Annotated in this window: 20 protein-coding genes, 2 tRNA genes and 3 rRNA genes; 16 read left to right on the top strand and 9 right to left on the bottom strand. The window is 68.0% G+C overall.

Features of this window, described 5'->3' with window-relative positions:
- The first annotated feature begins 601 nt into the window (after positions 1-601).
- From JYK02_RS21340 to JYK02_RS21315, 6 genes are all read left to right on the top strand, one after another.
- Positions 602-2139: ribosomal RNA gene (locus tag JYK02_RS21340) — 16S ribosomal RNA — on the top strand.
- Between the two features lie 209 nt (positions 2140-2348).
- Positions 2349-2425: transfer RNA gene (locus tag JYK02_RS21335), tRNA-Ile, on the top strand.
- A 55-nt stretch (positions 2426-2480) separates the two neighbouring features.
- Positions 2481-2553: transfer RNA gene (locus JYK02_RS21330), tRNA-Ala, on the top strand.
- A 294-nt stretch (positions 2554-2847) separates the two neighbouring features.
- Positions 2848-5814 (top strand): 23S ribosomal RNA (locus JYK02_RS21325).
- A gap of 183 nt (positions 5815-5997) precedes the next feature.
- A 5S ribosomal RNA gene (gene rrf / locus JYK02_RS21320) occupies positions 5998-6114 on the top strand.
- The 16S, 23S and 5S rRNA genes sit together here with 2 tRNA genes alongside, the layout of an rRNA operon.
- A 202-nt stretch (positions 6115-6316) precedes the next feature.
- Complete coding sequence (locus JYK02_RS21315; RefSeq protein WP_207053589.1) at positions 6317-6763, top strand: hypothetical protein; 447 nt, start codon at positions 6317-6319, stop codon at positions 6761-6763.
- A 9-nt stretch (positions 6764-6772) separates the two neighbouring features.
- Here the strand turns inward: JYK02_RS21315 and JYK02_RS21310 are convergent, their stop codons facing one another.
- A complete protein-coding gene (locus tag JYK02_RS21310) occupies positions 6773-6973 on the bottom strand; it encodes a SlyX family protein (RefSeq protein ID WP_207053588.1) in 201 nt (66 codons plus the stop codon).
- Between the two features lie 31 nt (positions 6974-7004).
- Between JYK02_RS21310 and JYK02_RS21305 the strand changes: the two genes are divergently transcribed.
- On the top strand, positions 7005-7304 hold the full coding sequence (locus tag JYK02_RS21305; RefSeq protein ID WP_207053587.1) for a hypothetical protein: 300 nt from the start codon (positions 7005-7007) through the stop codon (positions 7302-7304).
- Positions 7305-7318: 14 nt separating this feature from the next.
- Here JYK02_RS21305 and JYK02_RS21300 read toward each other — a convergent pair whose 3' ends face one another.
- From JYK02_RS21300 to JYK02_RS21290, 3 genes are all read right to left on the bottom strand, one after another.
- The gene (locus JYK02_RS21300; protein WP_207053586.1) at positions 7319-8287 is read right to left on the bottom strand and encodes a tetratricopeptide repeat protein; all 969 of its coding nucleotides are present in this window, start codon (positions 8285-8287) and stop codon (positions 7319-7321) included.
- Between the two features lie 9 nt (positions 8288-8296).
- On the bottom strand, positions 8297-8641 hold the full coding sequence (locus tag JYK02_RS21295; protein WP_120567845.1) for a DUF7577 domain-containing protein: 345 nt from the start codon (positions 8639-8641) through the stop codon (positions 8297-8299).
- A gap of 63 nt (positions 8642-8704) precedes the next feature.
- On the bottom strand, positions 8705-9127 hold the full coding sequence (locus JYK02_RS21290) for a hypothetical protein (protein WP_207053585.1): 423 nt from the start codon (positions 9125-9127) through the stop codon (positions 8705-8707).
- Between the two features lie 217 nt (positions 9128-9344).
- Here JYK02_RS21290 and JYK02_RS21285 point away from each other — a divergent pair, with 217 nt between their 5' ends.
- Positions 9345-9533 carry a hypothetical protein gene (locus JYK02_RS21285; RefSeq protein ID WP_207053584.1) on the top strand — a complete coding sequence of 63 codons (189 nt, stop codon included), beginning with the start codon at positions 9345-9347 and terminating at the stop codon, positions 9531-9533.
- A 55-nt stretch (positions 9534-9588) separates the two neighbouring features.
- Here JYK02_RS21285 and JYK02_RS21280 read toward each other — a convergent pair whose 3' ends face one another.
- From JYK02_RS21280 to JYK02_RS21265, 4 genes are all read right to left on the bottom strand, one after another.
- Positions 9589-10419 (bottom strand): hypothetical protein, encoded by an 831-nt coding sequence (locus JYK02_RS21280; RefSeq protein WP_207053583.1) that lies wholly within the window; start codon positions 10417-10419, stop codon positions 9589-9591.
- Positions 10416-11171, bottom strand: coding sequence for a hypothetical protein (locus tag JYK02_RS21275; protein WP_207053581.1), 756 nt, complete (start codon positions 11169-11171; stop codon positions 10416-10418). Before JYK02_RS21275 ends, JYK02_RS21280 begins: the two co-directional genes overlap by 4 nt.
- Complete coding sequence (locus JYK02_RS21270; protein ID WP_242589124.1) at positions 11171-13267, bottom strand: TonB-dependent receptor; 2097 nt, start codon at positions 13265-13267, stop codon at positions 11171-11173. The genes JYK02_RS21275 and JYK02_RS21270 overlap by 1 nt, the downstream gene beginning before the upstream one ends.
- Before the next feature lie 191 nt (positions 13268-13458).
- The gene (locus tag JYK02_RS21265) at positions 13459-13854 is read right to left on the bottom strand and encodes a hypothetical protein (protein ID WP_207053579.1); all 396 of its coding nucleotides are present in this window, start codon (positions 13852-13854) and stop codon (positions 13459-13461) included.
- Positions 13855-14060: 206 nt separating this feature from the next.
- On the opposite strand from JYK02_RS21265, the gene glpD reads away from it, so the two are divergent.
- The 4 genes from glpD (at position 14061) to JYK02_RS21245 (ending at position 19031) form a co-directional block, all read left to right on the top strand.
- Positions 14061-15755, top strand: coding sequence for a glycerol-3-phosphate dehydrogenase (gene glpD, locus JYK02_RS21260; protein WP_207053576.1), 1695 nt, complete (start codon positions 14061-14063; stop codon positions 15753-15755).
- Between the two features lie 244 nt (positions 15756-15999).
- On the top strand, positions 16000-17814 hold the full coding sequence (locus JYK02_RS21255) for a S8 family serine peptidase (protein ID WP_207053569.1): 1815 nt from the start codon (positions 16000-16002) through the stop codon (positions 17812-17814).
- Between the two features lie 183 nt (positions 17815-17997).
- Positions 17998-18771 carry a hypothetical protein gene (locus JYK02_RS21250; protein WP_207053567.1) on the top strand — a complete coding sequence of 258 codons (774 nt, stop codon included), beginning with the start codon at positions 17998-18000 and terminating at the stop codon, positions 18769-18771.
- 50 nt (positions 18772-18821) lie between these two features.
- Entirely contained in the window at positions 18822-19031 is a 210-nt protein-coding gene (locus JYK02_RS21245; RefSeq protein WP_207053566.1) for a hypothetical protein, read from the top strand.
- A gap of 4 nt (positions 19032-19035) precedes the next feature.
- On the opposite strand, the gene JYK02_RS21240 is transcribed toward JYK02_RS21245, so the two are convergent.
- A complete protein-coding gene (locus tag JYK02_RS21240) occupies positions 19036-19638 on the bottom strand; it encodes a CDP-alcohol phosphatidyltransferase family protein (RefSeq protein ID WP_207053565.1) in 603 nt (200 codons plus the stop codon).
- A gap of 197 nt (positions 19639-19835) precedes the next feature.
- On the opposite strand from JYK02_RS21240, the gene JYK02_RS21235 reads away from it, so the two are divergent.
- The 4 genes from JYK02_RS21235 (at position 19836) to JYK02_RS21220 (ending at position 26433) form a co-directional block, all read left to right on the top strand.
- On the top strand, positions 19836-20726 hold the full coding sequence (locus JYK02_RS21235; RefSeq protein WP_207055253.1) for a DUF4846 domain-containing protein: 891 nt from the start codon (positions 19836-19838) through the stop codon (positions 20724-20726).
- A gap of 258 nt (positions 20727-20984) precedes the next feature.
- Positions 20985-24404 (top strand): PAS domain-containing protein, encoded by a 3420-nt coding sequence (locus JYK02_RS21230; RefSeq protein ID WP_207053564.1) that lies wholly within the window; start codon positions 20985-20987, stop codon positions 24402-24404.
- Positions 24401-24865: a response regulator gene (locus JYK02_RS21225; protein ID WP_207053556.1), complete on the top strand. Its 465-nt coding sequence runs from the start codon at positions 24401-24403 to the stop codon at positions 24863-24865. The genes JYK02_RS21230 and JYK02_RS21225 overlap by 4 nt, the downstream gene beginning before the upstream one ends.
- A complete protein-coding gene (locus JYK02_RS21220; RefSeq protein WP_207053554.1) occupies positions 24862-26433 on the top strand; it encodes an ATP-binding protein in 1572 nt (523 codons plus the stop codon). The genes JYK02_RS21225 and JYK02_RS21220 overlap by 4 nt, the downstream gene beginning before the upstream one ends.
- Positions 26434-26459 lie beyond the last annotated feature (26 nt).

Raw genomic sequence — 26459 nt, 5'->3', positions numbered from 1 at the left:
AGAGGTAGAAGCCGCGCCCCTCCCTTCGAAGCCCGCGCACTGGCGCGGAAGGCACTTCGGAGAGAGCGCAGCACCGACAACGAAATAGGGCAGTCAACAAGCGAGTTGACAGCGAACGCGGCGAAGAGATAGAAGCCGCGCCCCACCGAAAAGAGCAGTCCGGCAGGCAACACTCCGGACGGCAGGCGGTGAAGGAAGCTGACAGCAAGCGGTTGACAGGGAAGACGGCGCTGAAGTAGAAGCCGCTCCCCTTCGAAAAATCGGCGGAAGTCACTGGACGGCGCCGAGAAAGTTCGAAGCAGCCCGCAGGACGCAAAAGCGAAGTTGACGCTGACTGCGAACTGAAATAGAAGCTGCAACCCCGCCGGTTGCAAAGAAACCGGCAAGCAACAAAGCCGCAACAAGCGGCTCGGTCTTTGAAAACCAAATAGCAAGCCCAAGCAGTAATGGATTGCGGAAACCGCAGTCAATTTTTTGAGGGCATCTTCACCTTGAGAGGCAGCGCTGAAAAGCGCAGCGGAGAGGGAAGTGCCGACGAATCAGCGAGCCGAGACTCCTTAGCCGGGTCTCGGGGAACGCCGGTTCAAGCAAACCAAGAAAACAATTGGAGAGTTTGATCCTGGCTCAGAACGAACGCTGGCGGCGTGCCTAACACATGCAAGTCGAGCGCGAATAGGGGCAACCCTTAGTAGAGCGGCGCACGGGTGCGTAACACGTGGATAATCTGCCTGGATGCCTGGGATAACCAGTCGAAAGATTGGCTAATACCGGATAAGCCCACGGTCTCTTCGGAGACTGAGGGAAAAGGTGGCCTCTGTATACAAGCTATCACAACCAGATGAGTCCGCGGCCCATCAGCTAGTTGGCGGGGTAATGGCCCACCAAGGCGACGACGGGTAGCTGGTCTGAGAGGACGATCAGCCACACTGGAACTGAGACACGGTCCAGACTCCTACGGGAGGCAGCAGTGGGGAATTTTGCGCAATGGGCGAAAGCCTGACGCAGCAACGCCGCGTGTGTGATGAAGGTCTTTGGATTGTAAAGCACTTTCGACCGGGACGAAAACCCGAAGGCTAACATCCTTCGGCTTGACGGTACCGGGAGAAGAAGCACCGGCTAACTCTGTGCCAGCAGCCGCGGTAATACAGAGGGTGCAAGCGTTGTTCGGAATTATTGGGCGTAAAGCGCGTGTAGGCGGCTTTGCAAGTCGGGTGTGAAAGCCCTCAGCTCAACTGAGGAAGTGCGCCCGAAACTGCAGAGCTTGAGTGCCGGAGAGGGTGGCGGAATTCCCCAAGTAGAGGTGAAATTCGTAGATATGGGGAGGAACACCGGTGGCGAAGGCGGCCACCTGGACGGTAACTGACGCTGAGACGCGAAAGCGTGGGTAGCAAACAGGATTAGATACCCTGGTAGTCCACGCCGTAAACGATGAGAACTAGGTGTCGTGGGAGTTGACCTCCGCGGTGCCGTAGCTAACGCATTAAGTTCTCCGCCTGGGAAGTACGGTCGCAAGACTAAAACTCAAAGGAATTGACGGGGGCCCGCACAAGCGGTGGAGCATGTGGTTTAATTCGACGCAACGCGCAGAACCTTACCTGGTCTTGACATCCTCGGAATCCTTCAGAGATGAGGGAGTGCCCGCAAGGGAACCGAGAGACAGGTGCTGCATGGCTGTCGTCAGCTCGTGTCGTGAGATGTTGGGTTAAGTCCCGCAACGAGCGCAACCCTCGCCTTTAGTTGCCACGCAAGTGGATCTCTAGAGGGACTGCCGGTGTTAAACCGGAGGAAGGTGGGGATGACGTCAAGTCCTCATGGCCTTTATGACCAGGGCTACACACGTGCTACAATGGCCGGTACAGAGCGCTGCAAACCCGCGAGGGGGAGCTAATCGCAGAAAACCGGTCTCAGTTCAGATTGGAGTCTGCAACTCGACTCCATGAAGGCGGAATCGCTAGTAATCGCAGATCAGCACGCTGCGGTGAATACGTTCCCGGGCCTTGTACACACCGCCCGTCACACCATGGGAGTCGATTGCTCCAGAAGTCATCTCACCAAGAGATGCCCAAGGAGTGCTCGGTAACTGGGGTGAAGTCGTAACAAGGTAGCCGTAGGGGAACCTGCGGCTGGATCACCTCCTTTCTAAGGAGACCGGGTGTTGGACTCAGCCTTCGGGCGAGTAGGCAACACCAGCAGCCTTCGGGCTGTCAGGTCTAACTAGGTCAATGTTTCCGGTAAACAATCCATTATGAACTTCGGGCTTGCTGTTTGGTTTTGAAGGACCGAGCGAAGGCGGCTCGGCTCTTTGAGAATGAAGGACGCTGTAGGGTTCGCCGATGCTTTAGCCCCCTGGGCCTATAGCTCAGCTGGCTAGAGCGCGCGCCTGATAAGCGCGAGGTCGGTGGTTCAAGTCCACCTAGGCCCACCACTCTTCTCCCTCACTGGAGGGAAGACAAAGAGTGCTTGGTGCTGACGCGAGAGTCGGGGCTGTAGCTCAGCTGGGAGAGCGCCAGCTTTGCAAGCTGGATGTCGTCGGTTCGAACCCGATCAGCTCCACAAGTTTCCTGGAAGTCGCAGGGACGTTCTTTGACAAGTGCATACGAAGGGTAAGTTGCAATTTCTGCTGAGTGAAGTTCTCAACAGAAGTGCCGACTTCGAAATGAGTCTCACCAGGCGCCGCGAGGCAGCCGGGTGGGGCAAAAGCGAAGTCTCCCACACAAGAAGAAGCAGTGAAGAGAACAGCAAAGTAATTAAGTCTTCCGGGCCTGCTGCGAAGAGCAGGGGTCTGGGCCTTGGTCACGAGTTTCGACAATCCGCCGGGAGGCGGGCGTGACGACAAGAGATCAGGGCAAGTAAGCTACTAAGGGCGTGCGGTGGATGCCTAGGTGCCAAGAGGCGATGAAGGACGTGGGTGGCTGCGAAAAGCTTCGGGGAGTTGCCAACCAAACGTTGATCCGGAGATGTCCGAATGGGGAAACCCAGCGCGGCGAATAGCTGCGTTACTGCAACCTGAATCCATAGGGTTGCAGAGCAAACCAGGGGAAGTGAAACATCTCAGTACCCTGAGGAAGAGAAAACAACGAGTGATTCCCAAAGTAGTGGCGAGCGAAATGGGAAGAGGCCAAACCAACGTCATGCAAATGGCGGTGGGGTAGCGGGTCCGCGGTAGGACTCTGACAGGCTAGTGGAAGCGTCCTGGAAAGACGCACCAAAGAGCGTGATAGTCGCGTACACGAAAGCCAGTTGGAGCTGAGCGGGTTACCCAAGTAAGACGGGACACGTGCAATCCTGTCTGAATCTGCCGGGACCATCCGGTAAGCCTAAATACTCCTTGGCGACCGATAGTGAACAAGTACCGCGAGGGAAAGGTGAAAAGAACCCCGGTGAGGGGAGTCAAAAGAACCTGAAACCGCATGTCTACAAGCAGTTCGAGCACTACGGCGCAAGCCAGTGCGAGAGCGTACCTTTTGCATCATGATTCGGCGACTTAATATACGTAGCGAGGCTAAGCCGATAGGTGGAGCCGGAGCGAAAGCGAGTCCGAATAGGGCGCTAAGTTGCGTGTATTATAACCCGAAGCGGGGTGATCTACACATGGCCAGGTTGAAGTGCGGGTAACACCGCATGGAGGACCGAACTCATGAAAGTTGAAAATTTCTGGGATGAGCTGTGTGTAGGGGTGAAAGGCCAATCAAACTCCGTGATAGCTGGTTCTCCCCGAAAGATATTTAGGTATCGGCTCGGGTAATTCAATGCCGGAGGTAGAGCACTGAAACGGCTAGGGGTCTCACCAGATTACCAAACCGTATCAAACTCCGAATGCCGGCAATTGTTATCCCGGGACGCAGTCAGTGGGTGATAACGTCCATTGGCAAGAGGGGAATAACCCAGACCGACAGCTAAGGCCCCCAAATCTAGTCTAAGTGAACACTAGAAAGGATGTGGCAGGTCATTGACAACCAGGAGGTTGGCTTAGAAGCAGCCATCCTTTAAAGAAAGCGTAATAGCTCACTGGTCAAGACAGGCCGCGCCGAAAATGTAACGGGGCTCAAGACTAGTGCCGAAGCTTCGGGTCATGCATGTTTGGCATGCATGGCGGTAGGGGAGCGTCCCAGTTGCAGCGAAGGTAGACCGAAAGGGCTGCTGGAGCGACTGGGAGTGCTGATGCCGAAATGAGTAGCGATAAAGGGGGTGAGAAACCCCCTCGCCGTAAACCCAAGGTTTCCTGGGTCAAGTTAATCTTCCCAGGGTTAGCCGGGTCCTAAGCCGAGGCCGAAAGGCGTAGGTGATGGCAAGCAGGTTAATATTCCTGCGCCATCTTGCAGACGTTGAACTGAGGGAGGACGGAGAAAGCTAGGCGAGCTGACCGGTGGTTGCGTCAGTCTAAAGGCGTAGGGGTGTCGCGTACGAATAAAGGCGCGGCAGTCATCCCCGAGACCCCATGGCGCCCCGCAAGGGGTAAGTCGCTGATGCTCGGCTTCCAAGAAAAGTCCCGCAGGGAGTCTGCAGGGTGTCCGTACCGCAAACCGACACAGGTGGGTGAGGAGAAAATCCTAAGGCGCTTGAGAGAACTCTCCTCCAAGGAACTAGGCAAATTTCCACCGTAACTTCGGAAGAAGGTGGGCCTCTGGTAGGTGTAGGCGTACAGCCGAAGCCGAGAGAGGTTGCAGAGAAATGGCGGTAGCGACTGTTTACCAAAAACACAGGACTCTGCGAAGGCGACAAGCCGACGTATAGGGTCTGACTCCTGCCCGGTGCTGGAAGGTTAAGGGGATTCGTCAGCCGCAAGGCGAAGCGATGATCCGAAGCCCCAGTAAACGGCGGCCGTAACTATAACGGTCCTAAGGTAGCGAAATTCCTTGTCGGGTAAGTTCCGACCTGCACGAATGGAGTAACGACTTCCGCACTGTCTCGGAGAGGGACTCAGCGAAATTGAAATAGCTGTGCCGATGCAGTTTACCCGCAGCAAGACGGAAAGACCCCGTGAACCTTTACTACAACTTGACAGTGACACTAGGGATTGACTGTGTAGGATAGGTGGGAGCCTTTGAAGCCGGGCCGCTAGGTTCGGTGGAGGCAACGGTGAAATACCACCCTGTTGATTTCTGGTGTCTAACCATGTCTCGTCAGCCGGGACTGGGACACTGTCTGGTGGGTAGTTTGACTGGGGCGGTCGCCTCCCAAAAAGTAACGGAGGCGCGCGATGGTTCCCTCAGCCCGATTGGAAACCGGGCGTCGAGTGCAATGGCATAAGGGAGCTTGACTGCGAGACCGACAGGTCGAGCAGGTGCGAAAGCAGGTCATAGTGATCCGGTGGTCCTGAATGGAAGGGCCATCGCTCAACGGATAAAAGGTACTCCGGGGATAACAGGCTTATCTCCCCCAAGAGTTCACATCGACGGGGAGGTTTGGCACCTCGATGTCGGCTCATCGCATCCTGGGGCTGGAGCAGGTCCCAAGGGTTTGGCTGTTCGCCAATTAAAGCGGTACGCGAGCTGGGTTCAAAACGTCGTGAGACAGTTTGGTCCCTATCTGCTGTGGGCGTAGGATACTTGAGAGGCTCTGACCTTAGTACGAGAGGACCGGGTTGGAGGCACCGCTGGTGTACCAGTTGTCTCGCCAGAGGCATCGCTGGGTAGCCATGTGCCGATTGGATAACCGCTGAAAGCATCTAAGCGGGAAACCGACCTCAAGACCAGGTATCCCGGGCGCAAGCCCCTGAAGACTCGTGGAAGACTACCACGTTGATAGGCTGGGTGTGTAAGCGCGGTAACGCGTTAAGCTAACCAGTACTAATAAGTCGAGCGGCTTACTTCCCCCCTTCTCTTGCATGCCCCCTCGTGGGGAGTAAGGGACTCGGGGCCAAGGCCGAGGCCAGGACGCGTACGTCGCGTCCGCCCGGAAGACAGCTATTCTCAAACGCGCTTCTTCAACTTCTGAAGAGGCTTCATTCAAGCGGAAGCTTGCAACTTACCCTTCGTATGCACCGTCAGTCGCTTTTCCGGTGGCAATGTCGGAGGGGTCACACCCGTTCCCATCCCGAACACGGAAGTTAAGCCCTCCAGAGCCGATGGTACTCCGCGGGAAACCGCGTGGGAGAGTAGGTCGCTGCCGGATTCTTTTTGAAAGCCCCTGGTGCCGCAAGGCGCCAGGGGCTTTGTCTTTGCGGGCTTGTGACGCCTGTCTTCACCGTGCGTGCCTTCGTGGATTGATCCGACGGGGTGCGAACGTACGGGGGACTGGCTTTGAGGCTGGCCTGACCCTGCCTGCTTTTGCTTGAGTGGAGCTCCTACCCCCTCTCTGGACAGGAGCCTCTCGCATGCATTTGCTTCGAATCTACGCCGCCGGTCTGTTCGCGCTGGGGCTCCTGCTGGTGCCCACGGAATCCACGGCGCAGCAGTCTGGCGTTCGCCTGGGCGTGGGCGCGGACTACTGGGTGGACACGAGCGCGGCCTTCAACTTCACGCTGGGCGTTGAAGGACATGTCGCGGGCCCACTCTTCGTGGGGGCCCGGTTCGGCGCGGTGCTCGTCACCGACGGGAACATCATTGGCGTTCCGTTGGACATCTCGCTTCGCGCGACGGTGGGCCGGACCGTCTACATCGAAGGCCTGGCGGGCCCGTGGATCTTCTTCAAGGGAGACACCTTCAAGGCCCATGCGGCGTTTGGCTTTGGCCTCCAGGGCAAGGCCGCGAGCATTGGCGTCGAGGTGGGCTACCTCGATCCCAATCCCATCATTGGCCTGCGGCTGGGCTACAAGTTCTAGCCGCCTGGCTCAGTAGTGCGGGGGACGCTCCTGCTGACGGGCGTCCACCAGGCCCGGTTCGGCGTCCAGCTTGCGCTTGAGTCGCTCCAGCTCCGCCTGGAGCGCGTCGATGACGCGGCCCTGCTGGTAGAGGACGTCGCTCAGCTCTTGCAGCAGCTCCTGCTGCTGCGTGTAGCGGATTTCCAGCTCGATCAGGCGCTTGTCTTCCATTGCCGTCTTCTCCGCTCGGGGACCGTGCCCCATGAATACCCTCGAATACCTGCAGCGCGCCCGCGAACTGCTTGGACGCGGACAGACCGAGCTGGCGGAGTCCGCGCTGAGTGACGCCATCGACGCGGCCCTGGCGGCGGAGGACCTGGTCCTCCTCACCCACGCCCGGTTCGCGCTGGGGGAGCTGCTCTTCCAGCAGGGCCGGGACGAAGAGGCAATCCCCTTCCTCCAGGCCGTGGTGCGCACCGAACGGGCTGACGGTTCCGTGGACGCGCCGGTCATCGCCTCCGCTCGGATGCTCCGGCAAATCCGGGGGCAGGAGCCGCGCTGAGCATCCCTTGAACTTCAGGGCAGCCGGCACTGCTCCCGGATGGCGTCCATCCGCTGGGGGAAGCGCCGCTCCAGGTCCGTGCGCGTCTGGCGCGCTCCCTCGAGCCTTCCGGCCTTCACCTGGAGCGTGCAGAGGGTGCCCAGCGCCCGTGTGTCGGAGACGTCCAGGCGGTCCGCCTGTCGCAGCGCCTCTTCCGCGGCGTCCGCGTTGCCCGCCTGGAACCAGGCGAGGCCCAGCTGGTAGTGGCCTTCCACGAGCTTCGGGTCCTTCTGCACCGCTTGCTGCAGGAGTCCCACGGCTTCGCGGCTCCGGCCTTCCTTGGTGAGCACCAGCCCCTGCTCCACCAGGAGCCGGGCCGCAGGCATCTTGCCCTCCAGGGAGGTGAAGACCTTCAGCGCGTCCTCAGGCCGTCCCATCCGGCTGAGCAGCCGGCCGTAGCGCACGCCGACGAGAGGGTCTCCGGGGGTACGGCTGAAGGCCCGGGACAGCGCGGCCGTAGCGGCTTCGACGTCGCCCTTCTGCTCGCTCAGGTCCGCCCGGAGCAGCTCCGGCCGTGGGTCCGCTGGCGCGAGCTTCTGGGCCCTTCCGAGCGACTGCTCCACGCACCGGGCCATCCGCTCCCGGTCGCAGATGCGCGCGAGCAGGAGCTGGGTCTCCAGTGCGTTCGGGTCCCTCCGCTCGGCTTCCACGGCCAGGTCGTGCGCTTCCGCCGGGGCTCCTTCGCGGAGGAGCTCCGCCGCCATGCGCAGGTCCGCCGCCGTGGCCTTGTCGTTGTGCTTCAGGGGCACCAGGAACTGAAGACGGCCCTCCACGTTGTCCGTGGCCCGGGCGATGGCCAGCTCCTGCTCGGGCATGTTGCGGGGCAGGAACAGGGGGATGACGTGGATGACGAGCGCCACCCCGCAGACCCAGAGGACGCCCCGGAGGCCCTGGTTCCAGCGCCGGCCGGTCCGCTGCCCCGGTTCGTTCGTCGGCTCGCTCATGAGGGGTTTCTAAACCGCGCGCAGGTGGGGGCGCAGGCCCGACGGGAGCTCCAGTTCACAGCTCCAACAGAGCTCGAAGTTCGCCGGGTTCTCCTCGCCGCAGCGGGGGCACGTCACCGAACGGTTGGCGGCCTCCTGGTTCGCCTGGAGCTCCGCGAGGACCTGTCGCCCGGCCTCCAGTTCCTGGGGCCATAGCCACAGCTCCACCCAGGCCTCGGTGCTGGGAATCTCTCCGCTCAGCGGGACCAGGGACTCGCCTCGGATGTCGACCGAGAGCCCGGCCGATTCCAGGGCTCCCGCCAGCATCCGTGCCTCTCCGACCGTGCGGTGCACGGAGAACTGCACGCGCTTCATGCTTCTTGTCTGTCAGAACCGGGCCGTCCGGGCAACTTGCCCCGGTTGCTCCCCTGCTTTCCGTCATTCGTCGTGACGGAGCTGGTGCGGCAGGACGGCATGGGCGTGGCGGGGCGCCCGGGCATGCAGCTCCGCCGTCAGCAGGGCGTCCAGCTCCGCGAGCAGGCGATCATACCCGGCACCGGCGCCCTTCGCGGGCAGCCGCTCCGTGCCGAGCCTCAGCCGGGGCGTCTCCTCGTCCTCGAAGGCCAGCGTCACGGCCAGCCCGTCCGGGCCTCCGGCCTGGGGCACGAGGGCCGCGGGTTCGGGCTCCCGCTGGAGGGTCTCCAGCAAGGGCCCCAGCCGGCGGATCTCCTCCTGCGTCAGGTCCCGCTCCACCACCGGCTCGCCCTGCTCCAGGACGCGCAGGTGCTTCAGTCCTTCCACTCGCAGCGCCTGTGCTCCAGTGTTCGTCCGGCCACTGCGCTCGTAGGTCACCGTCTTCACGCGCCGTACCTCCCTGGGTTCAGGAGTAGGCATCCGCCTCCTCCTCCGCATCCGGAGGAAACCGCGCCAGGGGGCTCCCGGGCCCGGAACGACAGCCCGAGCGACCGATGCCGGACAGTGTGCAGCGCCCCCTGGGCCCCTGCGCTTCCCGGGCGCGTCTCCCTACCGTCCCTTCCGTCCGGGCGCCCATGTCCGGACACAGGGAGGACGCAGAACGATGAGCAAGCACAAGAACCCGACCCCGAATGATCAGCGCTCCAACACGAAGAACCCCGAGCGCCCGGAGCACAAGTCCGCCCAGGACAACCGCGCCAACCAGATGAACCCGAACCGTCCTCCGCACATGCCGTCCCCCATGCCCTCGAAGGACGGCATGACGGGCGGGGACGACTCCTCGAAGCGCTGACCCGGACCGGAGAGGCCGGCCGTGGATTTCAGGCCGGCCCCTCTGGCGGTCTGGCTTAACGGACGCGCGGTGAGCACTCGCCTTCGCCGCGGTAGTGGCCCACGGTGCGCACGAGCGCCGTCACGAAGTCGCGCAGGGTCCGCACGCTGCCCGCGCCTCCCGTGCCGTACTGGTTCGACGGCAGCGAGGTCAGGTCCACCAGGCCCAGCTCATCGAGCGTGATCTCCCCGTCCGGACCGACGATGCCCACGCTGTCCGCTCCGGCGATGGCGTCGAAGCGCATCTTCGCGTCGGACGACTGGAGGTCGTCGAAGAACAGGTGGTCGCCGTGGATGGTGAGCTGCACCGTCTCCGTGCCGCCCTTGGGCACCGTCACGCCGTTGCCGATGTCCTCGTTCTCGCAGTGCTCGTAGAGCGTGTTCGTGGCGAAGCCCCAGTGGAAGCGCTTCGTCACCGCGCCCTTGGTGGCCGAGCCCTCCACGTAGATAGACCAGCCTTCGGTGTTCATCCGCGTCACGTCCTCCGCGTCCGCGTTGCCGGCGGTCGCGTCCGCGACGGGGGCGATGGCGTAGCTCACCGCGTCCCATTCCTCGGAGGCGAGGTCGTTGAACGTCGCGACGTCCACGGGGCCCGGACGGTGTACGTCGTAGACCTTCGCGGCGGTCTGCTCCGCGGCGATCTCCCCCTCGTGGTTGGCGACCTTCACCTCGCCCAGCTTCACGAGGAACTTGTCGTACTTCACGCTCCAGCCGTCCTCGAAGGCGCTGGCGGGGATCTGCTTCTCGATGAAGTCCTCGCCGTACGTGGTGAACGTCACGTTGCCCTGACCCGACGAGCAGGCGACCAGGGCGAGGCAGGACACTCCCATCAGCCAATGCTGCTTCATTGCGCGGCTCCTTCCACCCACGTCACGACGTAGGCGCTGGTGTCTTCCACGCCGCGCACCAGGCCGTTCTGGGCCTGGCTTCCGGCGGGGAAGGTGGAAACGCCGGCCGCGTCCGGAGGCGACGCGGTGGCGAAGTCGATGCGGTCCATCCATTTCCCGAGGTCCACCGCGATGCGCACGAAGCCGGCCTCCTTCTGGAGGTCGCGCTCGAAGCGCACGCCTTCGATGGCCTTGGGCAGGTCCACCGTCGCGTCGAAGCGCACCGTGGCCCCGGACGTGTGCTTCGCCGTGCCGCGCACGCGCGCGTGGTGGCCCTCGAGCGCGTCCTGCGCGTCCGTGGCCGCCGTGGGTGTCACGAGCGTCAGCTCCAGGGAGCCGTACGCGCCCGTGACCGCGTTGGCGTCACCCAGCGTGGCACCCTCGAGCAGGTCCACCGTCTGGGCGTTCAGCACCTCTCCCAGCGCGTCACCGGGGACGTAGTGGCCGGGGTGCGCGTTCGCGGTGCCTCCGATGAGCGAGTACCAGTCGAAGCGCGGGGCGCGGCTCGACAGCAGCACGCGGCCCTCGAAGAAGCGCACGGAGCCCACCGAGAGCCGCGCGGCTTCGGGCGTCACTGTCCAGCCGTACTCGTTGGGGGCCGTGGGCGCCGTCGCCGTCATCGTCACGGTGAAGGTGCGGCGCTCTGCTTCCGTCTTGCCGCCGCAGCCCAGGCTCAACAGGGCCACGATCAAGGCCAGTGCCATCGGGTTCATCACAGGTGGACCTCCAGGGTGAGCGAGGCCACACGTGGCGCCCCCGCGGTGAAATGTCTGGCTGGAACGAGGCTGGGCTGGGCGCTGGGGTCGAAGCGTGAGCTGTAGACGAACTCGCCGTCGCGCCAGCGCGTGTTGAGCAGGTTCTTCACATCGAGCCGCAACGCGAGCGCTCCCTTGCGCAGCGCGACCTGCGCGTCCGCGAGGAACACCGTGCGGCTGTATTCGTCGAAGGGCAGGGGCCTGGGGCCGATGAGCGTGAGGCCCGCTCCCACGGACAGCACGGAGCCGATGCCGGACAGGGGCTTCTCCCATCCCACGTCCGCTCGCGCGACCAGGGGCGCGAAGTAGGGGAGCTTCGCGTCCGTCTTCGTCACCGTCGCGTTCGCCACCGTGGCGCTCAGCGCGGCGGTGACTCCGTCGAGCGGACGCGCCTGCAGCGCCGCGGAAATGCCCGTGCGCAGCGTCTCTCCCGTGAAGACGGTGGTGCCCACCGTGTGGTCGAAGAAGAAGTCGTCCGCCACCTGCGAGCCGAAGACGCTCGCCTGGAAGGACAGACGTTCTCCGTCCTTCCGGGTGCCCAGCTCCGCGCCGTGAACGTTGACGAAGGGGGCCTGTTCGCCTTCCGCCAGGCTTCGCGCCTGCGGCGAACGGAAGCCGTCCCCGTAGCTGGCGAAGAGGGCCCACGTGTCCGTGAGCGCGTATTCGACGCCGGCCTTCGCGCCCCAGTGCATCCCGAAGGCGCTGCGCGAGTAGCCCTGCCCGTCGTAGTAGCGCGGGTCGCGGAAGGCGAGCGCGTCGAAGACCTCCACGCCCAACGCGTCCGCCCGGCCTCCCAGCCGGAAGGCCCAGCGGCCCACGGGCACCCTTGCTTCGGCGTAACCCCACACGTCCGTCTGCGTGAGGTCCGCGTCCACTTCGTCCGCGAAGAACGTGCCGTCCGTCTCCCGGTAGCGGCGTTGCGTCTGGTGGATGCCATCGCGCCGCCCTCCCAGGCCCAGCTCCAGCGCGACGGGGTGGTCGAAGAGGGTGACCTGGCGGCGGTGTTCGACGCGCAGGCCCAGCGTGGAGCCGCCGTTCGTCTGCTCCAGGCCGTCGCCCCGGTCGTCCACCCGATAGCCCGTGAAGTTGTTGCGCAGGCGCAGGTCCGAGAGGATTCCGAAGGCCTCCAGCTTCGTGCGCGCGGCGCCTTCGCGCGGCAGGTCCACGCCGATGAGGAGCTGATGCCGGGACACCGTGCCGCCCTGGCGCGGGAAGGAGCCGGAGTAGAACGTGCGGCGCCCGGCTTCGAGGTCGTCCTCGCGCACCACGCCCGGAGAGTCGAAGCGCGTGACGTAGCTGCCTCCCAGGATGCGCGCACTCAGGCCGTGGCCCAGGTCCAGGTTCGCCTGGGCGAGCAGGGCGGCCCGGCCGTAGCCTCGCTGGGGACCGAAGCCGTCACTCTCCGCGAGCTCCGCCGCCGCGAAGGTGCCGGGGTCTTCACCCGGGCGCACCGTCACGACGAGCCGGCGCGTGTTGAACTGGCCGAGCGTGCCCGCGAACTCCACGCCCTTCTCCCGCGCGCCCAGGTCCATGCGCACCGTTCCCGCGACCGCGAAGTCCCCCTGGAACGCCCGGTAGGAGCCCTCCGTCACCTCCAGGGATTGGACGAGCTCCGGGATGACGAAGTTGGTGTCCGCGTAGCCGAGCGCGTGGATGTGGCTCACCTCGTTCACCGGCAGGCCCCCGACGTTCAGCTCCACGTCCTGGCCGTGGAGCGCGTCGAAGCCCCGGAGGAAGAGCTGCTGCGCCTTGCCCTCGCCGCTGTGCTGCGAGGCCACGAGGCCCGGGACGACGCGGAGCACGTCCGTCGCGCTCGTGCGCGGAGCCGTATCCAGGATGTCCCGGCCGAGCGTGACCTCGGAGGCGCTCTGTGCCGGACGCGTGCCTCGCACCACCGTGGAGCGCTGCTTGCGCTGTTGCTCCTCGGGTTGCTGCTGTTCCTCCGTGGCTTCTGTCACCGCATGGCTGGTGGTCTCCAGGCGCGGCTCCTCCTGGGCGGCGAGGGGCGCTGCGTGAAGACTCGTCGAGAGCGTGGCGAACGCGATGAGCAACATGGTCACGGGAGAGACGGCACGAGCCAGCGACACGTCCCCGGCGCGCGTCGGGACGCGCTCCAGGGCGTGCGGGTTGGAAGACAAAGACAGACGGATGCGGACACACGCTCACGCAGGCCCGGTCTGGCCCAGGCCAGACGGTCCGCATGCTCGCGAGTCGTCCTTACGGAAGTCCGAAGTGCCCGGCGCCGCTATGGGCCCTGCGGCATCGCCGCGGACCGCAACCGCTGACCCGGGGACCACTCCGGGCCTCGCGCCGGTTCCACACGCCAGGACACCCAGCGCAGCTTCGGCGGCAGGAACACCGCCCAGCTCGCCGCCACCGCGAGCAGATGCTCCACCGAGCCCGTCAGGTGCTGGTGGCCGTGGCCCCGCTTCTCGCCGTCCGCCTTGCCCTGATGGGACTCCGACGGACACGCGGCCTTCCCAGCCTCACACGCACCCTGGGTGCGATGGACGTGGGTGTGGCCGCCCAGGCCTCCACCGTGTCCCACCACCGCGTGCAGCACCGGCGCCACCGCGAGCCCGTACACCAGGACCCACAGTCCCAGGAACGCCAGGTCTCGTCGGTCTCGGGAATCCCACACAGCGGTTCGGGGGCGGCGGCAGAGCGTCCAGGACGGGGGAGGTGAGGCGGCCGCCTGCCTATCCGTCCTCCCCAGGACACGCAAGCCCACCCGCGCGCCCGCTGCCGGACAGTGCCCTGCCATCCAGTGCCATGACCCCGTGGACCTCTTGACGCATCGCATTGGAATCCGCTGCGGCCGAAGACTTCCCGTCATAGACTCCAGGCGTGCGTTCCGAATCCGCCGTCCGTTCGCTGCCTGCTTCCACGGAGGTTCCCGCCCCGCCTTCGCGGGCCGACCGCCTGCGCTCGCTGGGGAGCGAGTCCTTCGACCTGCTCGTCATTGGCGGCGGGGTGACGGGGGCGGGGGCCGCCCGGGACGCGGCGCTGCGGGGCCTGAAGGTGGCCCTGGTGGAGCGCGAGGACTTCGCCAGCGGGACGTCCAGCCGTTCATCGCGGCTCATCCACGGCGGCCTGCGCTACCTGGAGCACGGCCACCTGGGGCTCGTCTTCGAGTCGAGCATCGAGCGGCGCCGCCTGCTCACCCTGGCGCCCCACCTGGTGCGGCCGCTGGCGTTCATCTGGCCGGTGTACGCGGGGGCTCGCGTGCCGCGCTGGAAGCTCAACGCGGGCCTCATGCTGTACGACGCCCTGTCCCTGTTCCGGAATGTGAAGGCCTATCAGCGCCTGTCCCTCAAGCAGGTGGTGGAGGCCGAGCCCGGCATCCGCGCCGAGGGGCTCAAGGGCGGCGCCCGCTACTACGACGCGGCCACCGACGACGCGCGCCTCACGCTGGCCAACGCGCTGGGCGCGAGCGAGGCCGGCGCGGTGGTGCTCAACCACGCGTCCGTGAAGCGGCTGGTGCTGGAGGACGGCAAGGCGAAGGGCGCGGTGGTGGTGGATCACCTCACCGGCCTGGAGCACACCGTGCGCGCGCGCGCCGTCGTCAACGCGACCGGCCCGTGGAGCGATGAGATCCGCAAGCTGGATTCGGAGAAGGCCCACGTGGGCCCCTCGGTGCGCGGCAGCAAGGGCGTGCACATCGCCGTGCCCCGCTCGCGGCTGAACATCGGGGACGCGCTCACGCTCTTGTCCCCCGTGGACGGGCGCGTGATGTTCATCCTGCCCGCGGACGCGTTCACCCTCATCGGCACGACGGAGACGGCCACCCGCGCCCATCCGGCCGAGGTGCGCGCGAGCGAGGCGGACGTCGCCTACCTGCTGGCTTCCGCGAACGCCTTCTTCCCGGAAGCCCACCTCACCCGCGAGGACATGGTCAGCGCCTGGGCCGGCATCCGCCCGCTCGCCGCGAGCGGCTACCACGGCAACAGCGACGCGGGCAGCGCCAGCCGCGAGCACTCCATCGACGTGAGCCCGTCCGGCGTGCTGGCCATCAGTGGCGGCAAGCTCACCACCTTCCGGGTCATGGCCCGCGACGTGGTCAACGCCGTGGAGCGCCACCTGGCCCTGCCGCACAAGAAGCCCGTCACCCACGAGCAGCCCCTGCCGGGCGGTGACCTGTTGAAGCTGGACGCGGAGCTCGCGGCGGCTCGACAGGAGGTAGGGGACGCGGCCACGGGTGAGCACCTGGTGCGCGCGTATGGCAGCCGCTGGCGCGCGGTGTGGGCGCTCACGCGGGAGACGCCGATGCTGGCCGAGCCGCTGGTGGAGGGCCTGCCGTACCGCCGCGCCGAGGCCGTGTGGGGCGTGACCCATGAGATGGTCCAGACGCTGGCCGACCTGCTCATCCGTCGGCTCAAGGTCGCGTTCGAGACGCGCGACCAGGGCCGCGCCGCCGCCGTCCGCGCCGCGGAGGTGATGGCGCCCCTGCTGGGCTGGGACGCGGCGGAGATGGAGCGGCAGCTGGCGGTCTACGCCGTGGACGCCCAGCGCATCTTCGGCGTGGATCCCTCCGACGCCTGAGGTCCCGTGCCGGGCTTGCAGGCCCGGTGCGTCAGGCGGGAGCGTTGGACTCCACACGTTGGCCCGGCACCGGATGTCCGTCGGGCGCACGACAGCCGCCCGAGCAGTCGTCCTGCGTCCATGCTTAAATCGTCGTGGGAACGGGAAGCAGGGTTGGCCCGTTCTCCCCGGCCCCCTCTTTTTTGGGGGCAGCGGGTCACGGCGCGGTACCCCACGTTGGCCGGGCACGAAGGAGATGCACCCCATGAAGCGTTGGCTTTGGCTTGGGCTCGGGTTGTCCGGACTGGTGGCGAGCGGCTGCGGCTCTGACCCGGTTCCCGTCCCCATCATCCAGCCCCAGGCGTGTCCTGGCACCGCGGAGGCGGCGCTGCCGACCCCGGCGGTGTCCGCGCTGAGCACGGACACCTCGGCGGACGGGGTCATCATCACCTACAAGCCGAAGGTGTCCGCGAGCGCGCTGGCGGCGTCGGCGGACATCGCGGCGGCCGTGGAGCGCGAGGGCGGCACGGTGCGGCGCCGCATCCCGAACCTGCACATGGTGTCCGCGCGCCTGTCGCCGGCGGCCATCGCGGCGATGAAGCTGCGCCCGGACGTGGTCTCCGTGACGCCCAACCGCCGCGTGCACGCGATGGGGCTGCCCACGCCGCCGCCGGTGGCGTCGTGGCAGGGCGCGTTCAGCACGCAGGGCTCGGTGGGCGAGTACACCGAGGGGCTGAAGATGGTCCAGGCCCCGCTGGTGTGGGACGCGAACAACGACGGCGTCATCGACCCCGGCGCGCCCACGGGCGAGGGCGTGAAGGTGTGCGTCATCGACAGCGGCTGGGACAGCAAGCACCCGGAGCTGAAGGCGGCGTTCCTCAAGGGCAAGGACTTCGTCGACAACGACGACGACCCGAGCGACCAGAGCGTGTCCCAGGGCGTGGTGACGGTGGGCGGCGGCCACGGCACGCACGTGTCCGCGACCATCCTGGCGCAGCTCGGTGCGGGCTCCGGCGCGCGCGTGGGGCCGGGCGAGGATCCCAACGGCGTGGTGGGCGTGGCGCCGGGCGCGTCGCTGCTCGTCGCTCGCGTGCTGGACACGGATGGCGGCGGCAGGACGGATGACGTCATCGCGGCGGTGGACTGGTGCAACTCGGAAGGGGCGCGCATCGCCTCGCTGTCGCTGGGCGCGCCGGACCCGCAGGAGGACGAGCAGGCCGTGTTCGAGAAGGTCTGGAACAACGGCAACGGCATGCTGTCCATCGCGGCCAGCGGCAACGACGGCAAGCGCGGCATCGCCTATCCCGGCGCGTACCTGCCGGCGGTGATGGCGGTGGGCGCGGTGGACCTGAAGGGCGAGTACGCGCCCTTCTCGCAGTACGGCCAGGAGCTGTCCGTGGTGGGGCCGGGCGTGAACGTGCTGAGCGCCACGGTGCTGGGGGCGGCGTCGCTGTCCCATCTGACCGCGGCGTCGGTGAACGTCACCTCGTCTCCGCTCACGTACACCGCGCAGGGCACGTACACGGGCCGGCTGGTCAACTGCGGCCTGGGCGCGGACCGCGCGTCGTGCGGTGAGGCGGCCACGTGCGACGGCTTCGTCGCGTACGTGGACCGCGGCGACCTGTTCTTCGAGGAGAAGGCGCGCAACGTCATCCAGGCCGGCGCGCGCGCGGTCATCATCGGCAACAACGTGGAGGAGGACGGCGACGGCACCTTCACGCTGGGCTCCGCGAACTCGCACTGGGTGCCCACGGTGTCGGTGTCGCTGGCGTCCGGCGCGGCCCTCAAGGGGCTGGTGGGCCAGGAGGTCACGGTGTCCATCACCGGCCTGGACTACCAGCGCGAGTCGGGCACCTCCATGGCCACCCCGCACGTGTCGGGCGTCGCGGCGCTGGTGTTCAGCGCCCGGCCGGACCTGAGCGCCGCGCACGTGCGCGCGGTGCTGGAGAAGACGGCGCAGGACGACAAGACGGCGCCGGGCGTGGATGAGAAGTACGGCCATGGCCTGGTGCAGGCGGCCAAGGCCGTGGCGCTGGCGCGCACGCTGCCCCAGGGCGGCGGTCCGCTCCCGCTGCCGTAGCCGCGGCTCCCGCAGGGCCCCACGCCCCCGCGTCCCTTCACCGGGACCGGGGGCGTCTTCATTTTCCGGGCAGGCGCCGTGTCGCGGGGTGGCGTCGCGAGCGGACGGAAGACCGCTCGGCTTCCTGCACGGTGGTTCCGGCAGTGTGAGCGCGCACCTTCTCCGCAAGGAGGCGCGCCGCGCATGAGGCGAGACACCTGGCTGGGATTGGGAATCGCGGGCGTGGCCTGCCTGCTGATGTGCGCCGGGGCCCAGTCTGGCGGCATGGAGGATGACGCGGCGTCCGAGGACAGCTCGGCCCCCGCCGCCTCCCAGCAGCCCGCCACGACACAGGCTCCTCCAACGCAGGCTCCGGCCTCTTCGCAGCCGCAGCCAGGGACCGGTGGCTCCGGGACGGGCACGCAGGCCCCCGACGGGACGGCCCCCTCCGCCGCGCCCCAGCAGGACACCGGCACGCCGGCACAGCCGAGTGGCTCGGGCGGCTCGGGCGGCTCGGGAGACGCTCCGGCTTCGGATCCGAACAGCCCCAGCGCGGAGCCGAACCCCGAGGCGCGCACGACGCCTCCGAATCCGGGTACGGATCCGAACGCGGGCACGGGAGGCACGGGCAACACGGGGACGGGCAACACGGGCACGCGGGCTCCCCCCGCGACGACGCCCTCGGGCTCCTCCGCCGCGCAGCAGGGCGTGGCGGTGGTGGATGCCATCTACCGGGGCACGGTGCGCTCGGTGTCCCCCAAGGAGGTCGTCATCGACAACGAGGGCCTGCGCCTGCCGCTGGAGATCGGCACCCAGACGCGCATCGTCCGCGACGGCGAGAACATCGGCGTGACGGAGCTCAAGGAGGGCGAGCGGGTGCGCGCCACCGTGAACATCGTGGGCCGCAGCCACACCCGGGAGATCGCCGTGCTGACCGGCTCCGAGGCCCGCCGCGACGCCGAGACCCGGCGCCGGTGAGCCGTCAGCCGCATGGCTCCGTCCCCGTCTCCGGGGCGGAGGTTTCCACCATGACGGTCTACGACCGATACCGCACCCTGTTGCACAAGTTGGCCCTCGTCCGCGCCCGCGCGCCGGGGGGAGATTCACCGGAAGCAGACGCGCTGCTCGACACGATGGACGAGGTCTGGGACGCCCTGTCCGAAGGCGAGCGCGCCGCCATGGAGCGCGAACGTGCCCGGCTGGCCGTGGCGTCCATCCCACGCGCCGTGCCCGCGTGACGCGTCACTCCCGCACGGACCCCATGGGCGCGCCCGTCGGCCCATGGGGAATGCGCGAGGACGGCCGGGACGGCGGCAGTTCCCGGCGCTGACGCTGACGCCACACCGCGCGCGTGTAGTCCACCACCGACGCCAGCGACAGCAGCGCGACGAGCGCCACGAGCGGACGCACCAGCGGTGGGTAGAGCAGCACGCACAGCAGCACCGCGAGCTGAAGCGCCGTGACGAGCTTGCCCAGCATCCGCGCCTTGAGCTCGATGGCCCGCATGTCCGGCCGCAGCCTGGCGACGGTGAAGCCGATGGCCGTGCCGATGTCACGCACGAGCAGCAGCGTCAGCTCCACCGGCCCGATGAGCCCGTCCAGCAGACACACGATGAAGGCCGTCACCATGAAGGCGCGGTCCGCCACCGGGTCGATGAGCGCCCCCAGGCGCGTGGCCAGTCCCCGGTGCCGGGCAATCCAGCCGTCCAGGAAGTCCGTCCCCGCCGCCAGCACCACCAGCAAGGCCCGCAGGCGCAGGTCCGACACCGCGATGAACACCGCGGCGAGCGGCAGTCGCGACAGGGACAGCGTATTGAGCAGCACGAGGCTTGCCCGACGGTGCATGACCTTCAAAAGGTAGTGCTCGGCACCCGGGACGCACCTGTCCGGCGTGGCGAGCGTCCAGCGAACAACTCCCCTGGTGTCCTCTGGCGCCACGTGGGTCCGCGCCTCGTGGGAACCCCGGCGCCTGCGAGCGGTGTCCCAGGGGAATGCCCGGGATTTCCCCGGCAACGTGCCCTGGAGCCCGCCCCGTGAACGCGATGGGAGCCTTCCGTCCCTTGATGATCCTGGCCTCCCTGCTCACCGCCGCGCTGCCCCTGGCGAGCTGTGAAGCGGCCGGACGGGCGGCGGTCGCACCTCGCGTCGCCACGGCCGAGGAGCGGGCGCGCTATCCATGGCTGACGGCCGGCGTGAAGGTGCGCGCGCTGGAGGAGACCTTCGCGCCTCCGGAGGGCTACACGCGCGTGCCGCTGGAGGCAGGCTCCTTTGGCGCGTGGCTGCGCGGCCTGCCGCTGAGGCCCGAGGGCACCCCCGTGCTCGACTTCCGGGGCGGTACGGTGCTGGCGGGCTCGGACGCGCGGCTCGCGGCGGTGGGGGAGCTGGACGTGGGCACCGCCAACCTCCAGCAGTGCGCGGACTCCATCCTGCGCCTCCATGCCGAGTGGCGCTGGGCCTCCGGCCACTCGGAGCGCATCGCCTACCGCTTCACCAGCGGCCACCTGGCGTCCTGGCCCCGGTACGCGGCGGGAGAGCGGGCGCGCGTCTCCGGCGCGAAGGTGACGTGGGTGCCGGGCGGCGCGGTGGACAGCTCGCGCGCGGCGTTCCGGAACTACCTGGACCTGCTCTTCACCTACGCGGGCACGCTGTCCATCCAGGCCGAGGGCGCGCGGCCCACGCGGGAGCAGCTGCGCCCCGGGGACTTCTTCGTCCTGGGCGGCAGCCCCGGCCACACCGTGCTCGTGCTGGACGTGGCCACCAACGCGAAGGGGGAGCGCGTGGCGCTGGTGGGCCAGGGCTTCACCCCCGCGCAGGACTTCCACGTGCTGGCGGGGCGGGACGGGCCCTGGTTCTCCCTGGAGGGGGACAGCGTGGCGACGCCCTTCTGGGCGTCCTTCCCGATGACGTCGCTGCGCCGCCTGCCGTCGCCGTAGCGGCGCTGAAACATGAAACACGCGACAGCCATGCCCTGGCGAGCGCTTTCCTGGCGCGTCTCCGAGCAGACGGGAGGGCGGCGAATGTAGGAGCTCCACAGGGTTCTGCTGGAATCGACAGGGGGGAGGAGGCAGGTTGCGGCGCGGAGTGTTGTCCTGCCGTCAACGGGGACGTCCCGAAGCAGGGCCCGTCCTCCCCCCACGCGCCTGCAAGCAGCCTAAAGGGAAGGGGAGCCCGCTCCCCGAGCCTCCATCACCATGCCTTCCGCCGCCGTGTCCCTGCCCACGTCCCCACCCGGGGCCAGCATCCTCATCGTCGACGACACGCCCGGGCACCTGCTGGCGCTGGAGGGCATCCTCGCGCCGCTGGGGCAGCGGCTGGTGCGGGCCACCTCCGGACGCGAGGCCCTGCGGCGCTTGCTGGACGAGGACTTCGCCGCCGTCCTGATGGACATGAACCTGGGCGACATGACAGGCGTGGAGGTGCTGGGCCTGCTGCGCGAGCGCGAGCGCAGCCGCCGCACGCCCGTGCTGCTCATGACCGCGGGCGACGGCGACGAGAAGGAGTGGCTGGCCGCGTACGCGCACGGCGCGGTGGACTACCTGCGCAAGCCGCTGCGGCCTGAGATCCTGCAGGCCAAGGTGTCGATGTTCGTGGAGCTGTACCTGGCGCGTGAAGCCGTGCAGCTGCGCGAGGAGTCGCTGCGCGAGCGTGAGCGCCACGCGCTGGAGGCCGTCCACCGCGAGCGGCTGCACGCGTTCTTCATGCAGGCCCCGGTGGGCATCTCCATCACGCGCGGGCCGGACTTCGTCTTCGAGCTGGCGAACCCGTACTACGAGCTGCTGGTGGGCCGGCGCGTGACGCCGGGCCAGGCGCTGCTGGACGTGTTCCCGGAGATGGCCTCGCAGCCGGAGATCCTGGAGGTGCTGCGCGGCGTGGTGCGCACGAAGCAGCCCTTCGTGCGGCCGGAGTTCGAGGTGAAGCTGGAGCGCGACGGCCAGCCGGACTCCGTCTTCTTCAACGTCATCTACCACCCGATGGTGGAGCTGGACGGCACCGCTTCCGGCATCATCACCCTGGCCACGGACGTGACGGAGTTCGTGCGCGCGCGCCGCCACACGGAGGCGCTCGCGCAGGACCTGCGCAAGCAGCAGGCCGCGCTGGCGGACAGCGAGCAGCGCCTGCGCCTGGCGCTGACCGCCACCGCGCTGGGCACCTTCGACATGGACATCCTGACGGGCGAGCTCAAGTGGGACGCGCGCTGCAAGGCGCTGTTCGGCCTGCCGCCCGAGGCGGAGTCGTCCTACGACCTGTTCCTCGCGGGCCTGCACCCGGAGGACCGCGAGGCCGTGCAGCGCGCGGTGGCGCTCAGCTGGGACCCCACCGGCCGCGGCGACTACGACGTGGCCTACCGCACCGTGGGGCTGAAGGACCGCGTGGAGCGCTGGGTGCGCGCCACCGGCCGGACGTACTTCCAGGACGACAAGCCGGTGCGCTTCGTGGGCACCGTGCAGGACATCACGGCGCGCAAGCGCGCCGACGCGGAGCGGGCCCGGCTGATGGCGGGCGAGCTGCGCCGCACCGAGCAGCTGCGCGGCCTGTCGCGCGCGAGCCTGGCGCTCAACGCGGCCGGCAGCGTGCCGGCCATCCTGGAGCTCGTCATCCTCAAGGCGCGCAAGCTGATTGGCGCGAACCAGGCCTCCGTGCAGGTGGTGGACGGCCGCGACGCCCAGCCGCTCTCCGCGCTGTCCGCGCAGGAGCATGATCCGCTGGCGCCGGGCGCGGCCCAGGTGGCGGTGGACGAGCGCGGCCTCTTCGCCCGGGTGTGCCAGGAGAACCGGCCGCTGCGCCTCACCCGCGAGGAGCTGCGCAAGCTCGCGGCCTACACCGACGCGCCGCCCGCGCCGCCGCCCGCGCTGCCCCTGAAGGGCTTCCTCGCGGTGCCGCTGGTGGGGCACGACGGCCGCAACCTGGGCCTGTTGCAGGTGTCCGACAAGGTGGAGGGCGACTTCGACGCGGAGGACGAGACGGTCGCCGTGCAGCTGGCGCAGATGGCCAGCGTGGCGCTGGAGAACGCGCGCCTGTACGAGACGGCGCAGGCGGAGCGGCGCAACCTGTTCGCGGTGCTCAAGCAGCTGCCCGCCGCCATCACCGTGCTGCGCGGGCCGGAGCTCGTCTTCGAGATGGCCAACGACCTGCGCCTGAAGCTCACCGGCTCCCGGCCGCTGCTGGGGCTGCCCGTGCGCGAGGCCCTGCCGGAGCTGAAGGAGCAGGAGCAGATCGCGCGACTGGAGGAGGTCTACCGCACCGGCACGACCTACCAGGGCCGCGAGGTGCCCATGCGCCTGGGCCGCGACGTGGGCCAGGATGCACCCGAGGGCTACTTCAACCTCACCTTCCAGCCGCTGCTCAACGCGGAGGGCAAGGTGGACGGCATCGTGTCCGTCTCCTGGGAGGTGACGGAGCAGGTGCTGGCGCGCCGGCGCATCGAGGCGCTGGCCGCGGAGCTGAAGGAGCGCGAGCAGCAGTTCCGCACGCTGGCGGACTCCATCCCGCAGCTGGCGTGGATGGCGGAGCCGGACGGGCGCCTCTTCTGGTTCAACCAGCGCTGGTACGACTACACCGGCACGACGGCCGACCAGGTGCGGGAGAAGGACTGGAACGCCCTCATCGACCCGGAGGACGCGGCCCGCGTGCAGGAGCGCTTCAACGTGTCCCTGCGCGAGGGGACGCTGTGGGAGGACCAGTTCCGCCTGCGCCGCGCGGACGGCAGCTACCGCTGGTTCCTGTCGCGCGCCATGCCCGTGCGGGACGGCGAGGGACGGATCGCCCGCTGGTTCGGCACCAACACGGACATCGACGACGAGCGCCGCACGCTGGAGAGCCTCAAGCACGCGGAGGAGGAGATCCGCCACCTCAACACCGGCCTGGAGAGGCGCGTGCGCGAGCGCACCGCCCAGCTCCAGGAGGCGAACAAGGAGCTGGAGTCCTTCAGCTACTCCGTGTCGCACGACCTGCGCGCGCCCCTGCGCCACATCACCGGGTTCGCGCAGTTGCTGGAGCGGCGGGCTGGCGCGAAGCTGGACGACGTGTCGAAGGGCTACCTCTCCACCATCGCGGGCGCGGCGAAGCAGGGCGGCACGCTGGTGGACGACCTGCTGGCGTTCAGCCGCATGGGCCGGGCGGAGCTGCGCCAGTCGCGGGTGGACCTGGGCCAGCTGGTGGAGGAGGCCCGGCGCGACCTCGCGCCGGAGGCGAACGGGCGGCAGGTGGAGTGGCGGGTGGGAAGCCTGCCCTCGGTGGAGGGGGACCCGGCGCTCCTGCGGCAGGTCGTCCACAACCTGCTGGCCAACGCGTTGAAGTATACGCGTCCGAAGCCGGAGGCCCTCATCGAGGTGGGGGCGCGCGAGACGGACGGCGAGGTCACCGTCTGGGTGCGCGACAACGGCGTGGGCTTCGAGATGCAGTACGTGGACAAGCTGTTTGGCGTCTTCCAGCGCCTGCACACGGCCGAGGAGTTCGAGGGCACCGGCATCGGGCTCGCGAACGTGCGGCGCATCGTGTCGCGCCATGGCGGACGGACCTGGGCGGAGGGCGCCGTGGGGCAGGGCGCGACCTTCACCTTCACCCTGCCCCGCGCTTCTCCGGCGGAGAAGAAAGTCGAGACGCACGCGTGATCGAGCTGAAGCGAATCCTCCTGGTGGAAGACAGCGCCAACGACGTGGCGCTCACGCTGGCCGCGCTGGAGGAGGTGCACCTGGCGAATGAAGTCGTGGTCGTGCGCGACGGGCAACAGGCGCTGGACTACCTCTTCCGCAAGGGCGAGTACGCGGGCCGGCAGGACGGCCATCCGGCGGTGGTGCTGCTGGACCTGAAGCTGCCCAAGGTGGACGGGCTGGAGGTGCTGGAGAAGGTGAAGGGCGCCCCGGAGCTGAAGGCGGTGCCGGTGGTGATGCTCACCTCGTCGCGCGAGGAGCGGGACCTGGCGCGCAGCTACGGCCTGGGCGTGAACGCCTACGTGGTGAAGCCCGTGGCCTTCCCGGACTTCGTGTCCGCGCTGCGCGAGCTGGGGCTGTTCTGGGCCGTGGTGAACCAGCCGCCTCCGGGCTCGCCCGGCACGAGCGGAGCCCCCAAGTGAGCGCTCGCGGCAGTGCCGCACGGGAGCTGCTGACCCCGCTGCCTTCGGCGGAGCGGCCGCTGTCCATCCTGCTGCTGGAGGACAGCCCGCTGGACGCGCAGCTGGTGGCCGCGCAGCTGGAGGAGGGCGGCCTGCCCTCGACGCTGGAGTGCGTGCCGGGCCGGGCGGCCTTCGTCGCGGCGCTGGAGAAGGGGAAGTTCGACCTCATCCTGTCCGACTACAACGTGCCGGGCTTCGACGGGATGAGCGCGCTGGAGGCGGCGCAGGCCGTGTGCCCGGACACGCCGTTCCTCTTCGTGTCCGGCGCGCTGGGCGAGGACCGCGCCATCGAGCTGCTCAAGCGCGGCGCCACGGACTACGTGCTCAAGGACCGGCTGGAGCGGCTGGGCCCCAGCGTGCGGCGGGCGCTGCGCGAGGCGGAAGGGGTGCGGCTGCGCAAGCGCACGGAGGAGGCGCTGCGCCGCTCCGAGGAGCGCTACCAGTTGGTGGCCCACGCGAGCTTCGACGCCATCTGGGACCTGGACCTCCAGACGGACGCGATGCACTGGATTGGCGACGCGACGGAGGAGGTCTTCGGCTTCCCCCTGGAAGAGGTGGGCGCGGACGCCGCGTGGTGGCGCCGGCACATCCACGGCGAGGACCGCGAGCGCGTGCTGGCGGGGCTGCAGCGGGCGTTCGATTCCGACGAGGACCGGTGGCAGGACGAGTACCGCGTGCTGCGCAAGGACGGGGCGTACGCGTACGTGGCGGCGCAGGGCTCCATCCTGCGCGGGGCGAGCGGGAAGGCGCGGCGCATCGTGGGCGCCATGCGCGACATCACGGAGCGCAGGCGGGCGGAGGAGGAGCGCCAGAAGCTGGTGCACGAGGCGCAGGCGCGGGTGGAGTTCGAGCAGCAGCTCATTGGCATCGTGAGCCACGACCTGCGCAACCCCCTGGGCGCCATCCTCACCGGCGCGTCGCTGATGCTGCGGCGGGACGACATCCAGCCGTGGCACGCGAAGGCGGCGGCGCGCATCCTGTCCGCGGCGGAGCGGGCCACGCGGATGATCCGCGACCTCCTGGACTTCACGCAGGCGCGCATGGGCGGCGGCATCCCGGTGCAGGCGGCGCCGTGTGACTTCCACGCGCTCACGTTGCAGGTGGTGGAGGAGGCGCGCACGGCGCATCCGGAGCGCACCATCCAGATGGAGCAGGCGGGCGACGGGCAGGGGACGTGGGACTCCGACCGGATGGCGCAGGTGCTCTCCAACCTGCTGGGCAACGCGCTGAAGTACAGCCCGGAGACCACACCGGTGCGCGTGGAGAGCCAGGGCGAGCCGGACGCCGTCGTGGTGCACGTGCGCAACGGAGGCGACCCCATTCCGCCAGAGATGCTGCCGCGCATCTTCGAGCCGCTCCAGCGCGGGACGACGGTGGGCCGCTCCGAGCGCAGCATCGGGCTGGGGCTCTACATCGTGCGGCAGCTGGTGCTGGCGCACGGCGGGACGGTGAACGCGCAGTCCTCCGCGGCGGAGGGCACGGTGTTCACCGTGCGCCTGCCTCGCGTGCCGGTGCGGGACACGCAGTAACTGTTGTCTCCGGGTTTCAAGGTGGA

It is taken from the genome of Corallococcus macrosporus (assembly GCF_017302985.1).
GTDB classification, from domain to species: domain Bacteria; phylum Myxococcota; class Myxococcia; order Myxococcales; family Myxococcaceae; genus Corallococcus; species Corallococcus macrosporus_A.
The sequence above is the reverse complement of the archived record's forward strand: the minus strand, read 5'-3'. Positions and strand labels throughout refer to the sequence as shown.